Source organism: Rhodococcus sp. NPDC019050 (assembly GCF_055664235.1).
In genome coordinates this window covers 12,996-30,267 of record NZ_JBVOON010000020.1, presented here as the reverse complement: position 1 = coordinate 30,267, position 17,272 = coordinate 12,996, and the positions used below count along the sequence as shown (strand labels likewise).

General features: G+C 66.4%; 17 protein-coding genes. 9 read left to right on the top strand and 8 right to left on the bottom strand.

Features of this window, described 5'->3' with window-relative positions; genetic code table 11:
* Nucleotides 1-47: 47 nt before the first annotated feature.
* The 5 genes from AC0B44_RS18440 (at nt 48) to AC0B44_RS18420 (ending at nt 3,238) form a co-directional block, all read left to right on the top strand.
* A complete protein-coding gene (locus AC0B44_RS18440; protein WP_471904259.1) occupies nt 48-626 on the top strand; it encodes a DUF3558 domain-containing protein in 579 nt (192 codons plus the stop codon).
* A gap of 11 nt (nt 627-637) precedes the next feature.
* A complete protein-coding gene (locus AC0B44_RS18435) occupies nt 638-967 on the top strand; it encodes a hypothetical protein (protein WP_378527574.1) in 330 nt (109 codons plus the stop codon).
* Nucleotides 968-1,025: 58 nt separating this feature from the next.
* Nucleotides 1,026-1,796, top strand: coding sequence for an 8-oxoguanine DNA glycosylase OGG fold protein (locus AC0B44_RS18430; protein WP_378527575.1), 771 nt, complete (start codon nt 1,026-1,028; stop codon nt 1,794-1,796).
* A 102-nt stretch (nt 1,797-1,898) separates the two neighbouring features.
* Nucleotides 1,899-2,810 (top strand): hypothetical protein, encoded by a 912-nt coding sequence (locus AC0B44_RS18425; RefSeq protein ID WP_471904258.1) that lies wholly within the window; start codon nt 1,899-1,901, stop codon nt 2,808-2,810.
* A 74-nt stretch (nt 2,811-2,884) separates the two neighbouring features.
* Nucleotides 2,885-3,238: an antibiotic biosynthesis monooxygenase family protein gene (locus AC0B44_RS18420; RefSeq protein ID WP_425902961.1), complete on the top strand. Its 354-nt coding sequence runs from the start codon at nt 2,885-2,887 to the stop codon at nt 3,236-3,238.
* 74 nt (nt 3,239-3,312) lie between these two features.
* On the opposite strand, the gene AC0B44_RS18415 is transcribed toward AC0B44_RS18420, so the two are convergent.
* The 6 genes from AC0B44_RS18415 to AC0B44_RS18390 are packed head-to-tail and all read right to left on the bottom strand — an operon-like array spanning nt 3,313 to nt 10,100.
* Complete coding sequence (locus AC0B44_RS18415; protein WP_471904257.1) at nt 3,313-4,800, bottom strand: high affinity choline transporter 1; 1,488 nt, start codon at nt 4,798-4,800, stop codon at nt 3,313-3,315.
* 20 nt (nt 4,801-4,820) lie between these two features.
* A complete protein-coding gene (locus AC0B44_RS18410; RefSeq protein ID WP_471904256.1) occupies nt 4,821-5,852 on the bottom strand; it encodes an isopenicillin N synthase family dioxygenase in 1,032 nt (343 codons plus the stop codon).
* Nucleotides 5,849-6,625 (bottom strand): hypothetical protein, encoded by a 777-nt coding sequence (locus tag AC0B44_RS18405; protein ID WP_471904255.1) that lies wholly within the window; start codon nt 6,623-6,625, stop codon nt 5,849-5,851. The genes AC0B44_RS18410 and AC0B44_RS18405 overlap by 4 nt, the downstream gene beginning before the upstream one ends.
* Nucleotides 6,622-8,592 (bottom strand): 5-oxoprolinase/urea amidolyase family protein, encoded by a 1,971-nt coding sequence (locus tag AC0B44_RS18400; RefSeq protein ID WP_471904254.1) that lies wholly within the window; start codon nt 8,590-8,592, stop codon nt 6,622-6,624. Before AC0B44_RS18400 ends, AC0B44_RS18405 begins: the two co-directional genes overlap by 4 nt.
* Before the next feature lie 7 nt (nt 8,593-8,599).
* Nucleotides 8,600-9,256, bottom strand: coding sequence for an urea amidolyase associated protein UAAP2 (locus tag AC0B44_RS18395; protein ID WP_471904253.1), 657 nt, complete (start codon nt 9,254-9,256; stop codon nt 8,600-8,602).
* A gap of 1 nt (nt 9,257) precedes the next feature.
* Entirely contained in the window at nt 9,258-10,100 is an 843-nt protein-coding gene (locus AC0B44_RS18390; protein WP_471904252.1) for an urea amidolyase associated protein UAAP1, read from the bottom strand.
* Between the two features lie 175 nt (nt 10,101-10,275).
* Between AC0B44_RS18390 and AC0B44_RS18385 the strand changes: the two genes are divergently transcribed.
* Nucleotides 10,276-10,935, top strand: a complete 660-nt coding sequence (locus AC0B44_RS18385; RefSeq protein WP_471904251.1) for a TetR/AcrR family transcriptional regulator — start codon at nt 10,276-10,278, stop codon at nt 10,933-10,935.
* A 16-nt stretch (nt 10,936-10,951) separates the two neighbouring features.
* Here the strand turns inward: AC0B44_RS18385 and ctaD are convergent, their stop codons facing one another.
* Both ctaD and AC0B44_RS18375 read right to left on the bottom strand, forming a co-directional pair.
* On the bottom strand, nt 10,952-12,706 hold the full coding sequence (gene ctaD, locus AC0B44_RS18380; RefSeq protein WP_471904250.1) for an aa3-type cytochrome oxidase subunit I: 1,755 nt from the start codon (nt 12,704-12,706) through the stop codon (nt 10,952-10,954).
* Between the two features lie 120 nt (nt 12,707-12,826).
* Nucleotides 12,827-13,858 carry an LLM class flavin-dependent oxidoreductase gene (locus AC0B44_RS18375; RefSeq protein WP_471904249.1) on the bottom strand — a complete coding sequence of 344 codons (1,032 nt, stop codon included), beginning with the start codon at nt 13,856-13,858 and terminating at the stop codon, nt 12,827-12,829.
* Nucleotides 13,859-14,006: 148 nt separating this feature from the next.
* Here AC0B44_RS18375 and AC0B44_RS18370 point away from each other — a divergent pair, with 148 nt between their 5' ends.
* From AC0B44_RS18370 to AC0B44_RS18360, 3 genes are all read left to right on the top strand, one after another.
* Nucleotides 14,007-14,807, top strand: a complete 801-nt coding sequence (locus tag AC0B44_RS18370) for an SDR family NAD(P)-dependent oxidoreductase (RefSeq protein WP_471904248.1) — start codon at nt 14,007-14,009, stop codon at nt 14,805-14,807.
* Between the two features lie 172 nt (nt 14,808-14,979).
* Complete coding sequence (locus AC0B44_RS18365) at nt 14,980-16,305, top strand: flavin-containing monooxygenase (protein ID WP_471904247.1); 1,326 nt, start codon at nt 14,980-14,982, stop codon at nt 16,303-16,305.
* Nucleotides 16,302-17,270 (top strand): alpha/beta hydrolase, encoded by a 969-nt coding sequence (locus AC0B44_RS18360; RefSeq protein ID WP_471904246.1) that lies wholly within the window; start codon nt 16,302-16,304, stop codon nt 17,268-17,270. Before AC0B44_RS18365 ends, AC0B44_RS18360 begins: the two co-directional genes overlap by 4 nt.
* The last annotated feature ends 2 nt before the right edge of the window (nt 17,271-17,272 follow it).

Here is a 17,272-nt window from a genome sequence, read left to right as displayed (position 1 = left end):
TCAGCGGATCGGGGGGTCGCGTGGGTGGGTGGAATTGTGTCGTTCGGGTGGTCGCATCGCTGGCTGTCGTGGTGACGGCGGTGGGATGCGCATCCGGCGCGGCGACGCCGAGCGAGCCGGAAGCTGTCGAAACGCCGACCTCGACGACGAGGACGCCGCGGGTCGTGGACGACTCGCGTCGCCCGCAGATCACGTTCGACCCGTGTCTGGATATTCCGGACGAACTGCTCGCGTCTTCGGGTTTCGATCCCAGGAGCAAGAGGCCCAAAGAGTTGCCGATGGGCACCTACAGCTTTCTCGGCTGCGATTATCGAGGCACGCTCCACATACCTGGCGTCCTTCGCAGTTACAGCCTGATCATCCTTTCGGGCAATGTCACCCTCGAGGAAGAACTCGCGAAGAACGGGCACGTCGCGTCGGAGACGGTGATCAATGGTCGACGCGCTCTCCAGGAAGTCGATCCAGCTCTGTCTGGCAGCTGTGCCTTCGTACTCGAGTCGGAGTTCGGAATCGTCATATTGAGCCGCATCTACAACGCCGATCACACTAGGGGCGTTCCCCAGACGGAGTGGTGCGCGGGTTTCACGGAACTTGTCACGGACATCGAACCTCTCATCGACGGCTAGGACATCACTGAATGAGCCACTTCGTACGACTGGAACCGCACGTCATCGAAGAGATCGTCGCAATCTGCAACACAATGCTTCACGAATTGGGGTTGGCACGGGCTCAGTCGGAAGGGCTCACACGGACCGACGGTTTCGGCGACCTCGAGTCCGCCCGACAACTCGCCGACGGTTATGCACGCAAGGCCGCCGGAACACCGGAATCCGCGCGCGAGCGCATCGACCAATTCATTGCCACGCTCACCGACCTGCGCGACGCTTTCGCTTCGGGAGGGGAAGCATTTCTCGAGGCCGAGTTCGACTGGGCACGGCAACTCCGGGAGATGGAAACCGAGCTGTGATGATGCCGCCGCGTGTGTCGGGCACGGAACATCGAGTGCCCGTGGCAGGCTCACGAGAATGCATCCGTACGACGAAGGATTCGAGCCTCCGAAGGCCTGTGCCGAGTGGTGCCGGGCACGGCCCTTCGATCTTCAGGTGCTCGACGACGGCGTGACGGTCGATCTGCAGTGGTGGAACGATCATCTCGAGGACGCGGGACACGAGATCAGGTTGCGCGGACGAAACCTCGACGGCCGCATCGTCACCACCGGCACTGCGGTGGTGCAGCGCAACGACCTTCGGTTGGGTAGCGACCTGATCGATGCCGACCACGAGGCTCTCGGCCTGTTGTTCCTGTGTGCGGCATGGCGCAGCGCGCATCCACGACGAAAAGCGGTGCGGCGGTTCCCCGACGTCCGCGACGTGCGCACCCCCGAAGGTCGCCACCCGTTCGCGAAGATCAAAGGTGTCCTCGACTATTGCGCCAAGACGAAAGGGCTCCCCGACACCTCTCGTCAGACCTGGTCGGGATGGCCCGACATTCCGGGAGTGGGTGTGCCGTTGATGGCGTCCTACCTGTGGGCGGTGGAGGCGCGCACGGACACCGGTCCCGCGCAGATGCTGGACCAGCACGGTGTATCGACGCTCGTGCACGAGGGATGGCTCGAGGACCCGTCGGTCGCAGACTTCACCGTGCGTCGCTATCACCGGTACGTCGAACTGATCAACACGTGGGCCGGTCTCATGGCCACGCGACCGGAATTGGTCGAGATGTGGCTCGTCGATCGGTGGCATGCGCGGGTCGTCGAAGCCCGGGACGGATCCCACGCGACTCCGCGCCTGTTCTGATCCGCGCGTACTTGTCCGCAGACACGGCATTTGTCCACAAGGGCGCCGGTACGTTGCCTTCGAACGCCCGGACCCGTGACCGGGTCGGGCACGATCCGCTGCATGGACGAGCCGAAAGTGCTGACGAGGACGTCGCTCACGGCCGCAGGGGCGTCGGACAACGACATACGGCACGCGCTGCGCGCGGGCACACTCGTCCCGCTTGCCCGCGGCGTCTACCTGCGGCGGACCGAGTACGACGCGCTCGACGAGGCGGGGCGCCACCGCGTGCACGCGCGCCACGTCGGTTCGCTTCTCGAGCCGGGTGAAGCGATCAGCCATGTGTCTGCGGCGGTTCTCCATCGTCTCGATATCTGGAAGGTGCCTCTGACCCGCGTGCACGTCTCGCGTCCGGCGCGACACGGGCGGATCACGCCACACCTGCACGCGCACCACACGACGTGGGGCGATGACGATCTCGTGGATATCTGCGGAGTCGCCGTCACGTCGGTCGCCAGGACGGTCGTCGATCTCGCCCGCACGCTGCCGCGCGACCAGGCGGTGGCAACCGGAGACTCCGCTCTACGCCTTCACCCGAACACACGCCTGCAGTTGGCCCCGGTACTCGCGCGGGCACGACACCACACCGGTACGACTGCCGCGGCGTCGGTTCTGGATTTTCTGGACGGGAGAAGCGAGAGCGTCGGTGAATCGCTGTCGCGGATCCGTATGCGAGAGTCCGGGTTACCCGCACCGGATCTGCAACGCGAGGTGGTCGTGCGCGACGGACGACGGTACCGCCTCGACTTCTCCTGGGACGGCCTCGGCATCGTCGGCGAGTTCGACGGCAGCATCAAATACCGGGACCGTCGTGACCTCCTCGCCGAGAAACGTCGAGAAGACGCATTGCGCGACCTGGGACTGGAAGTAGTCCGCTGGAACTGGGCAGAGCTGGAGCGGTTCGAGGTGGTCGCGGGCCGGTTCGCACGCGCCGTCACCCGTGCACGCTCCCGGATTGCCGCAGCCGCGCGGTGAGTGGAGAGTTGCGCACGCTGTTCCGCGAGTCGATCCCCACTTACCGCGCAAATACCCCAGTTCACCTGCGGCGTATGATTCCCGGAGAAGTCCTGCCCGTCGAGAAAGGCCCCATCGTGTACGTCATCACCAACCGCATCGAGGTTCCCGCCGAGACGGCAGAGGCGTTCGAGAAGGTCTTCGTCGACAGCATGCGCGAGACCCTCGACGGCGTTCCCGGCCTCAACCGCACGACGCTTCTCCGTCCGGCAGCCGACGGCCTCCCTTACCTGTCCACGATGGAGTTCGACTCCAAGGACGACTTCCTCGCCTGGCTGCGTTCCGATTCGTTCAAGGCCGCGCACTCCGACGATCAGGCACCGGGTATGCAGGCGCCGTCCGCCGTCGAGCAGCACACCCTGATCGAGGACATCGTCTTCGAGAAGTAGCAGACACCCTCTTACATGCGGCGGCGCCACCGGAGAACTTCTCCGGTGGCGCCGCTTTATGTGGTCGGGACGGCCTACACCGCGACGGGCTGCCGTTCGGGCGCGACGACCGGCACGACCACCGGAGGCTGCGGCTGCGTCGCAGGCCGGGTGACCAGTGCGACCGTCACGTAGGCGACGAGCGCCACGATCGCCCCGAGGAAGGTTGTCCAGCCGTCGGCGGCTGCGGTGACGAGATCGTTCGGGATGTAGAACAGGGTGTTGTCGACGCCGTAGATCGTCGGGGTGAGTACGAAGAACCCGACGCGCACGCCGATGCCGCAGATCGCTGCCGCGGCGACGGCCCGGCCGTCACCCCGCTTCCAGAACAACCCGAGGATGAACGGCACCACGAGCGACGCCAGCAGCAGGTCGAAGGTCAAGGTGAGCAGGATGCCGGTCTGCGGAACGCGCAGGGCGACCAGCGCACCGAACGCCGCCATGGGCAGCATGCACAGCCGGGTGGCCCGCATGACGTCCGAGGACATTGCGGCGTGTTCTCCGCCGACGCGGAACAGGTTGCGTACCAGCACCGTGGCAGTGGAGAGCAGGACGCCGCTGATGGTGGTGAGCGAGGCCGTCACGAGTCCGGACAGCACCAGGATCGACAGCCACTTCGGGGCGTACTCGCCGAGCAGCACGTACAGGATCGGGCCGTCCACGGCGCTGTCCCCGACGATGGAGATTGCCGCAAGTGCGACGAACGAGAGCGGTACGCAGAGGACGAGGATGCCGGTAGCCGCCGAGAAGCAGGCCCGCTGGGCGGCGTGCGGGCTCTTCGCCGAGAACACCCGCTGCATCAGGTCGATCGCGACGATGTTGCCGAGGCCGAGTGCGATCAGCGTTGCCCAGTTGATCGCGGCACCCTGCGCCGGATCGGTGAGCTGCCCGAGACCGCCGATGCCGAGCCCCTCCGGAGCCGAGAATCCGGGACCGAACGCCACCCATCCCAGCAGGCAGACGATGCCGACCGCCATGACCGCGAACTGCACGACGCCGGTGTAGACGCTTGCGAACATTCCGCCGGCCATCGTGTAGGCCAGAACGAACGGGATCAGGACGAGGACCGCGACGGTGTAGTTGAGGCCCACGAAGTATTCGAGAAGGTATCCGAGCGCGACGAGGTTGCCGGCGAGGAGGATGCCGAAGCTTCCGACCGTCAGGACGGAGGCGGTGATCTCGGTGCCGCGACCGAAACGCTGCGCGAAATACTCGGGCAGGGTCACGACACCGGTCGCCCTCAGCTTCTTCGCGAAGAACAGGCCGACGAGCAGCACGCTCAGCGCGACGCCCAGCGGCATCGCCGCACCGGCCCAGAATCCGAACCCGGCAGCGAGATCCGCGCTGCCGAGTGTCGCGTTGGAGTCGATGACCTGGGACATGAGCAGCACCGCGAGGATGGGAGCCCCGAGGGATCGTCCTGCCAGGAGGAAGTTCCCCGTATCGCCCCGGACCTTACGGGTGGAATAGAAGCCTGCGCCGAGAAGAACGACGAGGCATACGGCAACACCGGTGATGATCATGGCAACTCCAGATGAGGAGATCAGACGGCAGGAGCGCTGCGTTGGGCTTCGCGTCCGAGCGAGTAGAGGGGTCGTGCATTGTCAGGCAGGGTGATCTCACCCGAGGCGAGTCGGCGCTGGAGATAGGTGAAACTCTGCGCGGTTTGTGCGAACAGGTGGTCGCCTGCCCTCACGCCGTCGTATCGCGGTCCGTCTGTGCCGACGAACTGAGGCAACGGCTCGACCCAGGTGTTGTAGTCGACGTTGAAGAACAACGGGAACGAATAACGTTCTTGCGATACCTTACGCACCCGATGTGACGTCGCCGTAAACTCTCCGTTCGTCCAGATCTCCAGTAGGTCACCGATATTCAGCACGAAGGCATCGTCGGCGAAGGGAACGTCGATCCACGTTCCGTCTGCGTTGACCACCTCGAGCCCGGGGGCGGTGGGACGCAGCAGGGTGAAGACCTCGTAGTCGGTGTGGGCACCGATGCCGGGACGATCGGCGGCACTCGGGTCGTATGGGTAGTGGATCAGCCGCAGCTGCGCGGGCGGGGTGGTCACATGCCGGTCGAACAGATCCGCGGGCTCTCCGAGCGCTTCCGCGAAGGCACGCAACAACACTCGCCCCAGGGAGAAGACCGCGTCGTAGTACTCGGATACCGGTTCGGTGAACTTGTCGAGGTCGGGCCACTGGTTGGGCCCGAGGAGCGGATTGCCGGCGAGGTAGTCCGGATCGTCCGCGGGTAGGTCGATCGACAGGTCGTAGGCTTCCTTGTGATCCGGGGTCGCGCCGGCGAAGACTTCTTCACCTGCGGGAACGTACCCACGGTGGTTCGTCGAATTGCCGATGTAGACCTTCATTTTCACATCGTCGGGCTGGGCGAAGAAGCGCTCCGTGGCTTCACGAAGGGCGTCGAAGGACGCTGGGTCGACCCCGTGTCCGACGATCTGGGCGAAGCCCACTTCTCGTGCTGCTCGGCCCAATTCGTCGATGACGCTGCGGCGACCCACGGGGTCGCCGGTGACGAGGTCGGTGACGTCGATGGTCGGAATACTGGTGAACGTCACGACATGCCTTTCGGTTCGTTGTCGGGGGAATCGAGTCGGCGAAATCTTCGGGTCGCCGGGCGGCCCTCGACATCGGTGTCGTGGGTCGACAGAATCCCGGTGGCTTCCGGAGTGAGGAGAGCGCCGATTCGGAACGGGAGTGTGGAGGCGGAGATGCGCCAAGCACCGTTTTCGATTGCCCCGACGGATATTTCACAGTCCATCAGTTCTCGCGCTGCACGGAGCGTGGCCGCCCCGCGTATCTGTTCGTCCAAGGGATGTGAGCCGAGCGGCGTCACGCGCCCCCGGGCCAAGGCGAAGTCGTCGCCGACCCGCACCAGAACCGCAGGAGCACCCGTGTCCACGTCCTCGAGCAGCGATTCGTCGATGTCGGTGGAGGTGGCGGCAATTCGCCAGTGTTCGAGGTAGTCCTCGAAGACGCCGTGCTCGACGATCGTGGTGTCGTCGAGCATGCCCAGGGTTCCCGCATCCGGGTGCGGTCCTGCCGGATGCACTGCCACGACGCGGTTCCATTCCACATGCGTACCTCGGCCGAGCAACTGCCCGGCGAAACCGTCCTGCGTCGCGAGAACCAGCAGGTCGTCGATACTCATCGAACCCAGCGACGGTGCCGAGACCCACGGCATGGACACGGGCTGACGGAGGTCGCAGTACAGCCTGTCGCCCTGCAGCCACGTCACGCGAGTCGTGGTGTCCGGAGCCGAACCCGGACGAGAGAGCAGCGTTCGCTCCAAACGGGTGCCCGAAACCGCGGCGGTTGTCAGCGTGGTCATGCGCCGCCGGCTTCCCAACGACCCCGTTCCTGAGCGAATGCCACGGACTGGACCGCTTGGAAGGCATCGATCGATTCGGCGTTCTCCGAGAGGAATTCGCGGTGCCGCGCCAGCGAGAACGTGCCCTCGGTGATGTCGACTCCCCCACCTCGCCCGGCTGCTAGGTCGGCCCGCAGGTCGAGCAGTTCCTCGGGGTCGACGGGGTACCAGGAGATGCGGTCGAAGAACCTGAGCAGCCAGGGGGTGCCGTCCTCGAACGGGCCGGCCGGTTCCGGATGCCGGTGGTTCCACACCTGTGTGGTGCGGCCGACGAACTGGTACCCGCCGGGGCCTTCCATGCCGTAGATGCACAGGTAGGCGCCGCCGATGCCCACGGCGTTCTCCGGGGTCCACGTCCGGGCCGGGTTGTACTTGGTGGTGACGAGGCGATGACGGGGATCGAGCGGCGTCGCTACCGGTGCGCCGAGGTACACGTCGCCGAGGCCGAGCACCATGTAATCGGCCGCGAAGACCGTGTCGAACACGTCGGCGACCGTGTCGAGACCGTTCATCCGGCGGATGAACTCGATGTTCCACGGGCACCACGGTGCGTCGGCGCGGACGCCGTGCATGTAGCGCTGGATGGCTTCCCGCGTCGCGGGGTCGTCCCACGACAACGGCAGGCGCACCTGGCGGCTCGGCACCTCGAGTTCGTCGCTGTCACCGATGGCCTCTTCGGCCTCGCCGAGCAATCCGAGCAGTTTCGGGACGGGCAACACGTCCGGATCCACCTTGACCTGCAACGACCGGATGCCCGGTGTGAGTTCGAGGAGTCCGGACGGGCGCTCGGCGTCGAGTCGCTGGTGCAGTGCGTGCACGCGGGCGCGCAGAGCGAGATCCAGTGTCATGTCGCCGTATTCGACGAGGACGTTGTCGTCACCGCTGCGCCGGTAGGTGACGGCCGTGTTCCCGTCACGGCGGGTGAGCACACCGTCGTCACCGTCTCCACCGGACGACGAGACGAGCGAGAGCCCCGCTCGCCGTGCGACACCCAGGTCCCGGCGCGACGCCGCGCGTTCCGACCGCACGGGCACGAAACGGATCGTGTTGCCCGGGGCGAGTTGCCCCAGCTTCCAGCGGTCCGCCGCCACGACAGTGACGGGGCAAACGAAGCCGCCGAGGCTCGGGCCGTCCGGGCCGAGCAGGATCGGTGTGTCGCCCGTGAAGTCGAGTGCGCCGATCGAGTACGCATTGTCGTGGATGTTGGACGGGTGCAGTCCGGCTTCTCCGCCGTCGGCGCGTGCCCACTGCGGCTTGGGGCCGATGAGCCGGACGCCGGTACGGTCGGAGTTGAAGTGCACCTCGTACTCGGTCGCGTAGAGCGTGTCGATGTCGGCGCGGGTGAAGAACTCGGGGGCTCCGTGCGGACCCTCCGTCACCGCGATCTCCCAGTGGCTGCTCAGCGCCGGCACGTGTTCGGACGGGACGGGAGAGCTGGTGCCCTCGGCGGCTTCCCCGACGACGAGCACGTCACCGTCGCGCAGGGTCCGGCCTTCATGTCCTCCGAACGTCCCCAGGGTGAACGTGGAAGCGCTGCCGAGGAATTCGGGCACGTCGAGACCACCGCGGACGAGGACGTAGGCACGCAGGCCGGGCCCGGTGACGGCGCCGATGTCGAGCAGGCCGCCCGCGGGAACGGTGACCGGACGCCACTGCGGGACGGCCGTGCCGTCGACCCGGATCGTGACGGGTGCGCCGGTGACGCAGACCTCGGTGGCTTCGGTGAACCGGAGCGCCGGTCCGGCCATGGTGGTCTCGAGTCCAGGCGCACCTTCGGGATTGCCGAGAGCGACGTTGCCGAGCCGGAACGACAGGTCGTCCATCGGACCCGACGGTGGCACACCGACCTGCCAGTACCCGGTCCTACCTGGGTAGTCCTGGACGGTGGTGAGCATCCCCGGACGCTCGACCGTGATCTTGGTGGTCATGGGCGTCTCACGCCTCCTCGGGCCGGGTGACGATCATCCGCACCGGAGTCGGATCGAAACCGTTACAGGGGTTGTTGATCTGAGGGCAGTTCGAGACGAGAACGAGCACGTCGCGCTCGGCACGGATCGCGAGACGCTTACCCGGTGCCGACAGGCCGTCGACGATCCCGAGGGTGCCGTCCGCCTCGACTGGCACGTTCATGAAGAAGTTGATGTTGGAAACCAGGTCGCGCTTGCCGAGACCCCATTTCGCGCCTTCGATGAGGAAGTTCTCGACGCACGCGTGCTGGTGCTTGGTGTGGTGCCCGTAGCGCAGGGTGTTCGATTCCTGCGAGCAGGCGCCGCCGACCGTGTCATGGATGCCCACCTCGTCGGCGACGAGTGTCATCAGCGGTCCGCCGTCCGCGTCGCGCAGTACCGATCCGGTGGTGAGGAACAGGTTGCCCTGACCCGCGACGGTGGCGGCGGCGCTGTAGCGGGCGGTGTGGTCGTGTGCGTCGTAGACGAGGGTGTCGACGGCCTGGTTGCCGTGGAGATCGACGATGGTGAGTACGTCGCCCGCGGCGACGACGGCCGACCAGGGTCCGCGTACCCCGACGACCTCGTCGAGCAGGACGCGGCCGGGAACGAGAGCGAGGTCCGTGGAGTCGAGCGTGGCGGTCATGTCAGTTCTCCATTCCGGAAGCAGCGGCAGCCCAGGCGTCTTCGGTGTTGAGCACGGCGCGCTGGTATTCGGGGTTGGTAGCGGGGAGCGAGTCGAGGTCGGCGGATGCTCGCCACGCGAGGATTTCGAGCGTGCTGGTCGGGAACTCCTCTGCGGGATCCAGCGGATGCGCGGTGTTGGCGAGCAGCACGATCACCGGCAGGTGGAGAATCAATTCGACGTAGGTGTCGGGCCCAGCCGAGCCGGTGCTCATCAGCGTGCCGTCATCCTCGACGCGCACGCCGTGGAAGAACGACAGCGACGGGGGCAGGTCGCGCGGGGCGAGATCGTGTTTTGCGGCGGCGACAGTGAAGAGTTCACGTCCGGCGGGAGCCTGCGAGTGCAGCTCTCCCACTCCATATTTCGCGGTGTTTCCCGCGACGTGGGTGGTGCCGCACAGCGCGTCGTGACGGCCGGAGGTATCGGCGACGATCGTGGCGAGCACTCGGCCCTGATCCGACAGCAGCGGATGGCCGGTTCCCAGATACGCCTGCCACGGCACTTTCAGCGTGTCGGCGACGTTGAGCCGCTCGTGCGGGGCGTCGGCGCGGAACAACAGGAGGTTTGCGCAGGCTGCACCGTGGATGTCGCGGAGCCGCAAGCGAGTTCCCCGGGCGAGCACCTTGCTCGTGTAGCGGCCACCGGGCACGGTCTCGGCCCAGACGAGGGAGGCGGCACGTCCGGTGGGAGCCGCCGGCCACGCGGACGCCGGAACAGTAGGCATACCGTCGGTGACGATGCCCGACTGTGCCCGTGCGTGGGCGCGGGCGGCGTGGGTGGTGGCCGTCGCGAGGGTCTCGGTCATGGTGCTCCGATCGTGGCGCTCGGGGAAACTGTCACTCGACAGTTTTCCGAGTGCGCATATGCGGGGAATTGCCGCCGCGTAACAACTCCGTGACCCATGTTTCGTCCTGATTTCGGAGTTCTCACCTCCGGACACGATTGCGCGGCACACGCGAGCGCTGTGCCATGGTGAGGGAGTGACCCACGCAGGACCGGGCCGTCCCCGGCTACGAGAACCACGTCGCCCCGGCGCCACCGCGCGTGCCGAAATCCTCGATGCCGCAGCCGAACTCTTCACCACCCGGGGGTTCGCCTCGACGTCGACCCGGCTCATTGCCGACGCGGTGGGCATCCGGCAGGCGTCGCTCTACAACCATTTCGCGACGAAGAACGACATCCTCGTCGCACTACTGGAGGACACCGTCGAACCCACGATCGAGTTCGACGCGAGTCTGGACGACAACCACCCCCCGGCGGTGCGGTTGTGCGCACTGGCCTGGTTCGACACCGCCCAGTTGTGCGCGGGCAGATGGAATCTCGGTGCGCTGTATCTGCTGCCCGAGGTGCGCACCGAGCGGTTCGGGCATTTCCGGGCAGAGCGGGAGCAGCTGGCGATTCGTTATCGAGATCTGGCGACCGAGATAGTCGGGGAGAACGATCCCCGGGCGGGCCTACCGTTCCGGCTCGTCGAGTCGGCCATCGCGATCCGCGCCGACGACGAACGAGTCGACGCGAAGCTTCCCGAAATGCTCGCGACCGCGTCGCTCGACGTTCTCGGCGTCGGCGACACCGCCGCTGTGAAGCGGCGCGCACGCGCTCTCGTGATCGGGGTCCCCGACCCGTCTCCCGGCCCCTGAGGCACGGGAGGTCGGGTCACCGGCTTTCGTCGGTGCTGTCCGACGGGGAACGATCGGCCCCCTCGAGCACATTGACCTCGCGCTTGTTGCTGCCCGGTCCGACGTGCGCCTCGGTGCGCATCTTCTCGGACATGTGCGGATAGTGCAGCTCGAACGCGGGACGCTCCGACCGGATGCGCGGCAACTCGGTGAAGTTGTGCCGCGGCGGCGGGCAACTGGTCGCCCATTCGAGCGAGTTGCCGAAACCCCACGGATCGTCGACGGTGACCACCTGGCCGTAGCGGTAGCTCTTGAAGACGTTCCACAGGAACGGCAGCGTCGAGGCCCCCACGATGAACGCACCGATGGTCGAGACCGTGTTGAGCGTGGTGAACCCGTCCGACGGGAGGTAGTCGGCGTACCGACGCGGCATGCCCTCGTTACCGAGCCAGTGCTGCACCAGGAACGTGGTGTGAAAGCCCACGAAGGTCAGCCAGAAGTGCCACTTGCCGAGGCGCTCGTCGAGCATCCGTCCGGTCATCTTCGGGAACCAGAAGTAGATGCCGGCGTACGTCGCGAACACGATGGTGCCGAAGAGCACGTAGTGGAAGTGCGCCACGACGAAGTACGAGTCGTGCAGGTGGAAGTCCAGCGGCGGGCTCGCCAGGATGATGCCGGACAGGCCGCCGAAGAGGAACGTGATGATGAATCCGACGGCGAACAGCATGGGTGTCTCGAAGGTCAATTGCCCCTTCCACAGCGTGCCGATCCAGTTGAAGAACTTCACGCCTGTCGGGACGGCGATCAGGAATGTCATGAATGCGAAGAACGGCAGCAGAACGGCGCCGGTCGCGTACATGTGGTGTGCCCACACCGCGATCGACAGCGCGGCGATGGCGATGGTCGCGTAGACCAGGCCGCTGTAGCCGAAGATCGGCTTGCGGCTGAAGACAGGGAAGATCTCCGAGACGATGCCGAAGAACGGCAGCGCAACGACGTACACCTCCGGGTGCCCGAAGAACCAGAACAAGTGCTGCCAGAGGATCGCACCACCACTGGCCGGATCGTAGATGTGGCCTCCGAGAACCCTGTCGACGATCGCACCCATGAACGCGGCCGCGAGCAGCGGGAACACCAGCAACACCAGGATCATCGTGATGAAGATGTTCCAGGTGAAGATGGGCATGCGGAACATCGTCATACCGGGAGCGCGCATGCAGACCACCGTGGTGATCATGTTGACCGCACCGAGGATGGTGCCGAGACCTGTGATGACCAGGCCGAGGAACCAGAGGTTCGCGCCGACACCGGGAGTGTGTTCCTCCGAGGCCAGCGGCATGTAGGAGGTCCACCCGAAGTCTGCGGCTCCTCGCGGCGTGACCAGGCTGTACACGACCGTGAGTGAACCGAACAGGAAGAGCCAGTAACTGAACGCGTTCAGCCGGGGAAAGGCGACGTCGGGCGCGCCGATCTGCAGCGGGAGGATGTAGTTCGCGAACCCGAACACCACCGGGGTCGCGTACATGAGAAGCATGATTCCGCCGTGCACGGTGAACAGCTGGTTGTACTGCTCGTTGGACAGGAACTGCAGGCCGGGACGCGCAAGCTCGGTGCGCATCAGCAGTGCGAGCAGCCCGCCGATGAGGAAGAAGACGAAGGAGGTGACGATGTACATCAACCCGAGCGTCTTCGGATCGGTCGTGGTGATCAGGTCGCGGATGACCGCGCCCTTCGGCTTGCGTCGAGGGGGAAACGGCCGGGTCGGCTCGACCGGAGCAATCACCGCGTTCATCGGTCCTCCTCACGCCGCCGGAGCGACGATCTCGACGATGCAGAACGAACCACACGCACCCGACGGCGCGCGTCGTCAGCCTGCAGGGCAAGCAGATGCGTCCCAGACTAAATCGCGAAGCTAGCCCGCGGAGCGGTTCTCGGCGATTGCTTCCCGATCCTCGCGCAGTGCCGGGACGACCACTTCCCCGAGCAACCGCATGCTGTCCCACGACGGTTCCTCCGGCATGCCCGCACACAACGGATGAGCAGTGATGACGGGGAGACTGCCCTGCCTGCACCGCCGGACCAGCCCGTCGGGCGTATCCACCAGATAGGTGCCCGCAGCCCGCAGTTCCTCCGTGGTCGTCGACCCGTCGAACACGTGCGACGACACCGTGCCGCTCTGCTGCCACGCGGCGTAACCGCGGGCATCCGCGAGCAGGTGGTGTCCGTACCGCGCCCAGAACGCGTCCGGATCGGCAGCGCAGAACACCGTCGCCGGACCTGGTGGGGGCATCATCACGTGCCCGGGTCGGCGTCCGAGCCGCTCGCATTCGGCACGATAGAGGTCGCGCAACGACTCGTCGGCGATCTGCGGTTGGAAGTTGAGGCCTAAGCGCGCTGCCCGGCGCGCGGCAGTCGGTGTGCCGCCTCCGTAATAGGCGAACGGATGCGGCCGGGACATCGGGGCAGGGGTCACGGCACCGACCCGTCCTGCACGGTCCACCCGCTGGGTGCGCAATGCGTCGAGCACCAGTTCGAGCGCGGCTTCCGTGTCCTGTCCGCGACTGGTCCACGGCCGGCGGTAGAGCGCGTACTCCTCGGGCCGGTATCCCAGCGCGAACACGTACGACACGCGGCCCCCGGACAACAGATCGACCACGGCGATGTCCTCGGCGAGGCGCACCGGGTCGTAGAGGTTGACGATCAGCGCCGAGACGGTGATGGGGATCGTGCGGGTGCGGGCTGCGAACGCCGCCGCGACCGGAAGGGGACTGGGCAGGTACCCGTCCTCCGAACCGTGGTGCTCCGACACCATGACGGCGTCGTGCCCGCTGGATTCCGCGTATTCGACCAGGTCGAGTGCGCGTGCGAACATCGCGTGCCGCTCACGTGGTGCCGCGCCGGGCGCACGGAAGTCGAACCGGGTCGCGAATAAGGGTCGGGTCACGGCACCACTCGTTTCTCTCCGGCGTACTCGGCCACCACTGCGGCCTCGGAATTCACGCTGTGGGCGAATACCTTGCCCAATTGCCGGACAACTGTCCAGACTCGTCGGACAGGCGTGTTCCGGTGTCGGTCGAGAAGGGTGGGGTCGAATGGACGGCAGGACGGCAGTGGTGATCGGCGGAGCGTCGGGGATCGGTTGGGCTACGGCCCGCCTGCTCCACGGCCGCGGTGCGAACGTGGTGATCGCGGACCTCGACGAACCTGCCGCGCACGCGCGTGCCGGCGAACTCGGCCGCCGAGCGCGGGCGATGCCCGTCGACGTCACCGACGAGAACAGCGTCGAATCGCTCTTCACCGAGGTGACCGCCACCGAGGGCGCGCCCGATGTCGTCGTGGAATGCGCCGGGGTCTCGGTGCCGGGGGCAATCACCGAACTCACGGTTGAGGGCTGGCAGGCCACGCTCGACGTGTGCCTGACCGGCGCGTTCCTGGTGATGAAACATGCCGGGCGGGTGGTGCGCGACGGTGGCAGCATCGTCACGATCGCCTCGCTCAACGGGCGGCAACCCGCGCCCGGGATGGCGGCTTACTGTGCGGCGAAAGCCGGCGTCCTCATGCTCACCGAGGTCGCGGCGCTCGAACTGGGTGCACGAGGCGTGCGGGTGAACGCCGTCTCCCCCGGTCTGGTCGACACCCCGCTCACAGCCGGGGTCGCGCTGGTACCCGGTTTGCGCGAGGACTATCTCGAGAACACACCCCTCGGCCGCGCCGGGCGGCCGGAGGAGGTCGCGGAGGTCGTCGCGTTCGTCGTCTCGGATGCGGCGTCGTGGATGACGGGCGCAACCATCGATCTCAACGGTGGCGCGCACACGCGCCGCTACCCCGATCTTCTCGCCCACCTCGCCGCGATGGCGGCGCCGGAACCCGGGGGTGCGCAAGCCGCGACGTAGCGACTCTCCTCCTCGTGGACCGTTAAGGATCCGATTCGGTAAGCGTTGCGAACCGCTGTCGCGACGGCGCACCGCCCGACATCCACGAAGCATGGCTCTCTCCCGGAACGTGTTCTACATTGTGACCGTCATCACGAAGAATGGGTATCACCAGAGGCTGGGGAAAGGTCACATGTCGGCACCGAGCACCGCTGTCATCGGCGCAGGAATCAGCGGCTTGACCACGAGCAAGATGTTGTCCGACTACGGGGTGCCCTACACGTGCTTCGAAATGTCCGACCGGGTCGGTGGGAACTGGGCATTCGGAAACCCCAACGGCCGCAGTAGCGCCTACCGCTCCCTCCACATCGATACGTCGAAGCATCAGTTGTCATTCAAGGACTTTCCGATGCCCGAGTCCTATCCGGATTTCCCGCATCACACCCAGATCAAGGACTACCTCGACGCATACACCGACGCGTTCGGCCTGCGCGAGAACATCGAGTTCGGCAACGAGGTGCGCCAGGCACGGCACCTGCCGGGTGGGGGCTGGGAACTCGACCTCGCGGACGGCGGCACCCGGCGGTTCGAGTTCCTCGTGGTCGCCAACGGTCATCACTGGGACCCCAGGATCCCGAAATTCCCGGGCGAGTTCACGGGAGAGGCCATGCACTCCCACCACTACATCGACCCCAGGACACCGCTCGATTTCGCCGGCAAACGCATCCTGGTGGTGGGAATCGGCAACAGTGCCGCGGACATCGCCGTCGAACTGTCGTCGAGGACGTTGCAGACGGAGGTGACACTCTCGACTCGGTCGAGTGCGTGGATCGTCCCCAAGTACATCGCCGGGCGTCCTGCCGACAAGTACTACCGGACCGTCCCGTACGTGCCGCTGGCCTGGCAACGCAAGCTCGCCCAATGGGGGCAACCGCTGCTCTCCGGCCGACCCGAGTTGTACGGCCTCCCCTCCCCCAACCACAAGTTCTTCGAAGCCCATCCCACCCAGTCGGTCGAATTGCCGCTGCGACTGGGCTCCGGCGACATCACGCCGAAACCCGACATCGCGCGATTCGAAGGCCGGACAGTGCATTTCGTCGACGGTACCTCGACGGAAGTCGACATCGTCGTCTATGCGACCGGGTACAACATCACCTTCCCGTTCTTCGATCCGGACTTCCTCAGCGCGCCCGACAACCACATCGCGCTCTACAAGCGGATCTTCGCGCCCGGGTTCCCGGATCTCGCCTTCGCCGGATTCGCCCAGGCGACGCCGACGTTGTTCCCGTTCGTCGAATGCCAGGCCCGCGTGATCGCGGCGTACGCGGTGGGCAGGTACGCGCTACCCGGGGACGACGAGATGGAACGTGTCATCACCGCGGACCAGCAGAAGTACACCGGCCACATGCTCGACCGGCCGCGGCACACCCAGCAACTCGACTATTTCGCATACGAGCACGACATCCGCACACACGAACTTCCGGCCGGGACCGCCCGGGCCGGCGGAGGCACCCGATGACATTCCGGTCTCTGCAATTCCGGTCGCGCGACGCCGACATCGACGCCTGGCACTTTCCCGCGAGACCGGGACCGTTCGAGGTCGCCGGCCGGGCTCCCGTCGTGGTCATGGCGCACGGGCTGGGCGGGACGAAGGATTCGGGCCTGGCCCCGTTCGCGGAGCGCTTCGCCGACGCCGGTATGCACGTCCTCGCGTTCGACTATCGCGGTTTCGGGTCCTCGGGCGGTGGCCGGAGGCAACGCGTGGACATCGACGGCCAACTCGCCGACTACCGCGCAGCGGTCGATACAGCGCGCCGCCTCCCCGGCGCCGACCCGGATCGAGTCGTCCTGTGGGGCGTGTCGTTGTCGGGCGGTCATGTGCTGACCATCGCGGCGCAGGACCCGGGTGTCGCGGCGCTCATAGCGTTGACTCCCCTGGTCGACGGACTCTCCGCCGGTGTGCTGGCCGCCCGGCATACACCCGCCTCGGCCATGCTGCGGTCCACGGCTTCCGGGATACGGAGCCGGCTGGGTACGCGAATCGGCCGCGGCCCCAGCATCATTCCACTGGTTGGCGGTCCCGGAGAAGCAGCTGCGCTGAACCTCGACGGGCACCGGGAGGACTATCTCGCCCTCGCGGGACCGACCTGGCGCAACGAAATCGACGCGGACATCGTGCTGTCGCTCGGCCGGTACCGGCCCGGACGACATGCCGCGTCGGTCCGGTGCCCGGCACTGGTACAGATCGCCGACTTCGATCGCAGCGCCCCACCGCACGCTTCAGCGCAGGCGGCGTTCCGTGCGCGCGCCGAGGTACGCCATTACCCCTGCGACCACTTCGACGTATGGCCGGGCAAGGACTGGTTCGACGCAACCGTGGCGCATCAGATCTTCTTCCTCACCCGGCATCTCACCGGTTCTGCGAGACCGACACCGGACACCCCGGTGGTTTCCGATCCCGTCACTCCCCTTCGACCCCACTGAGG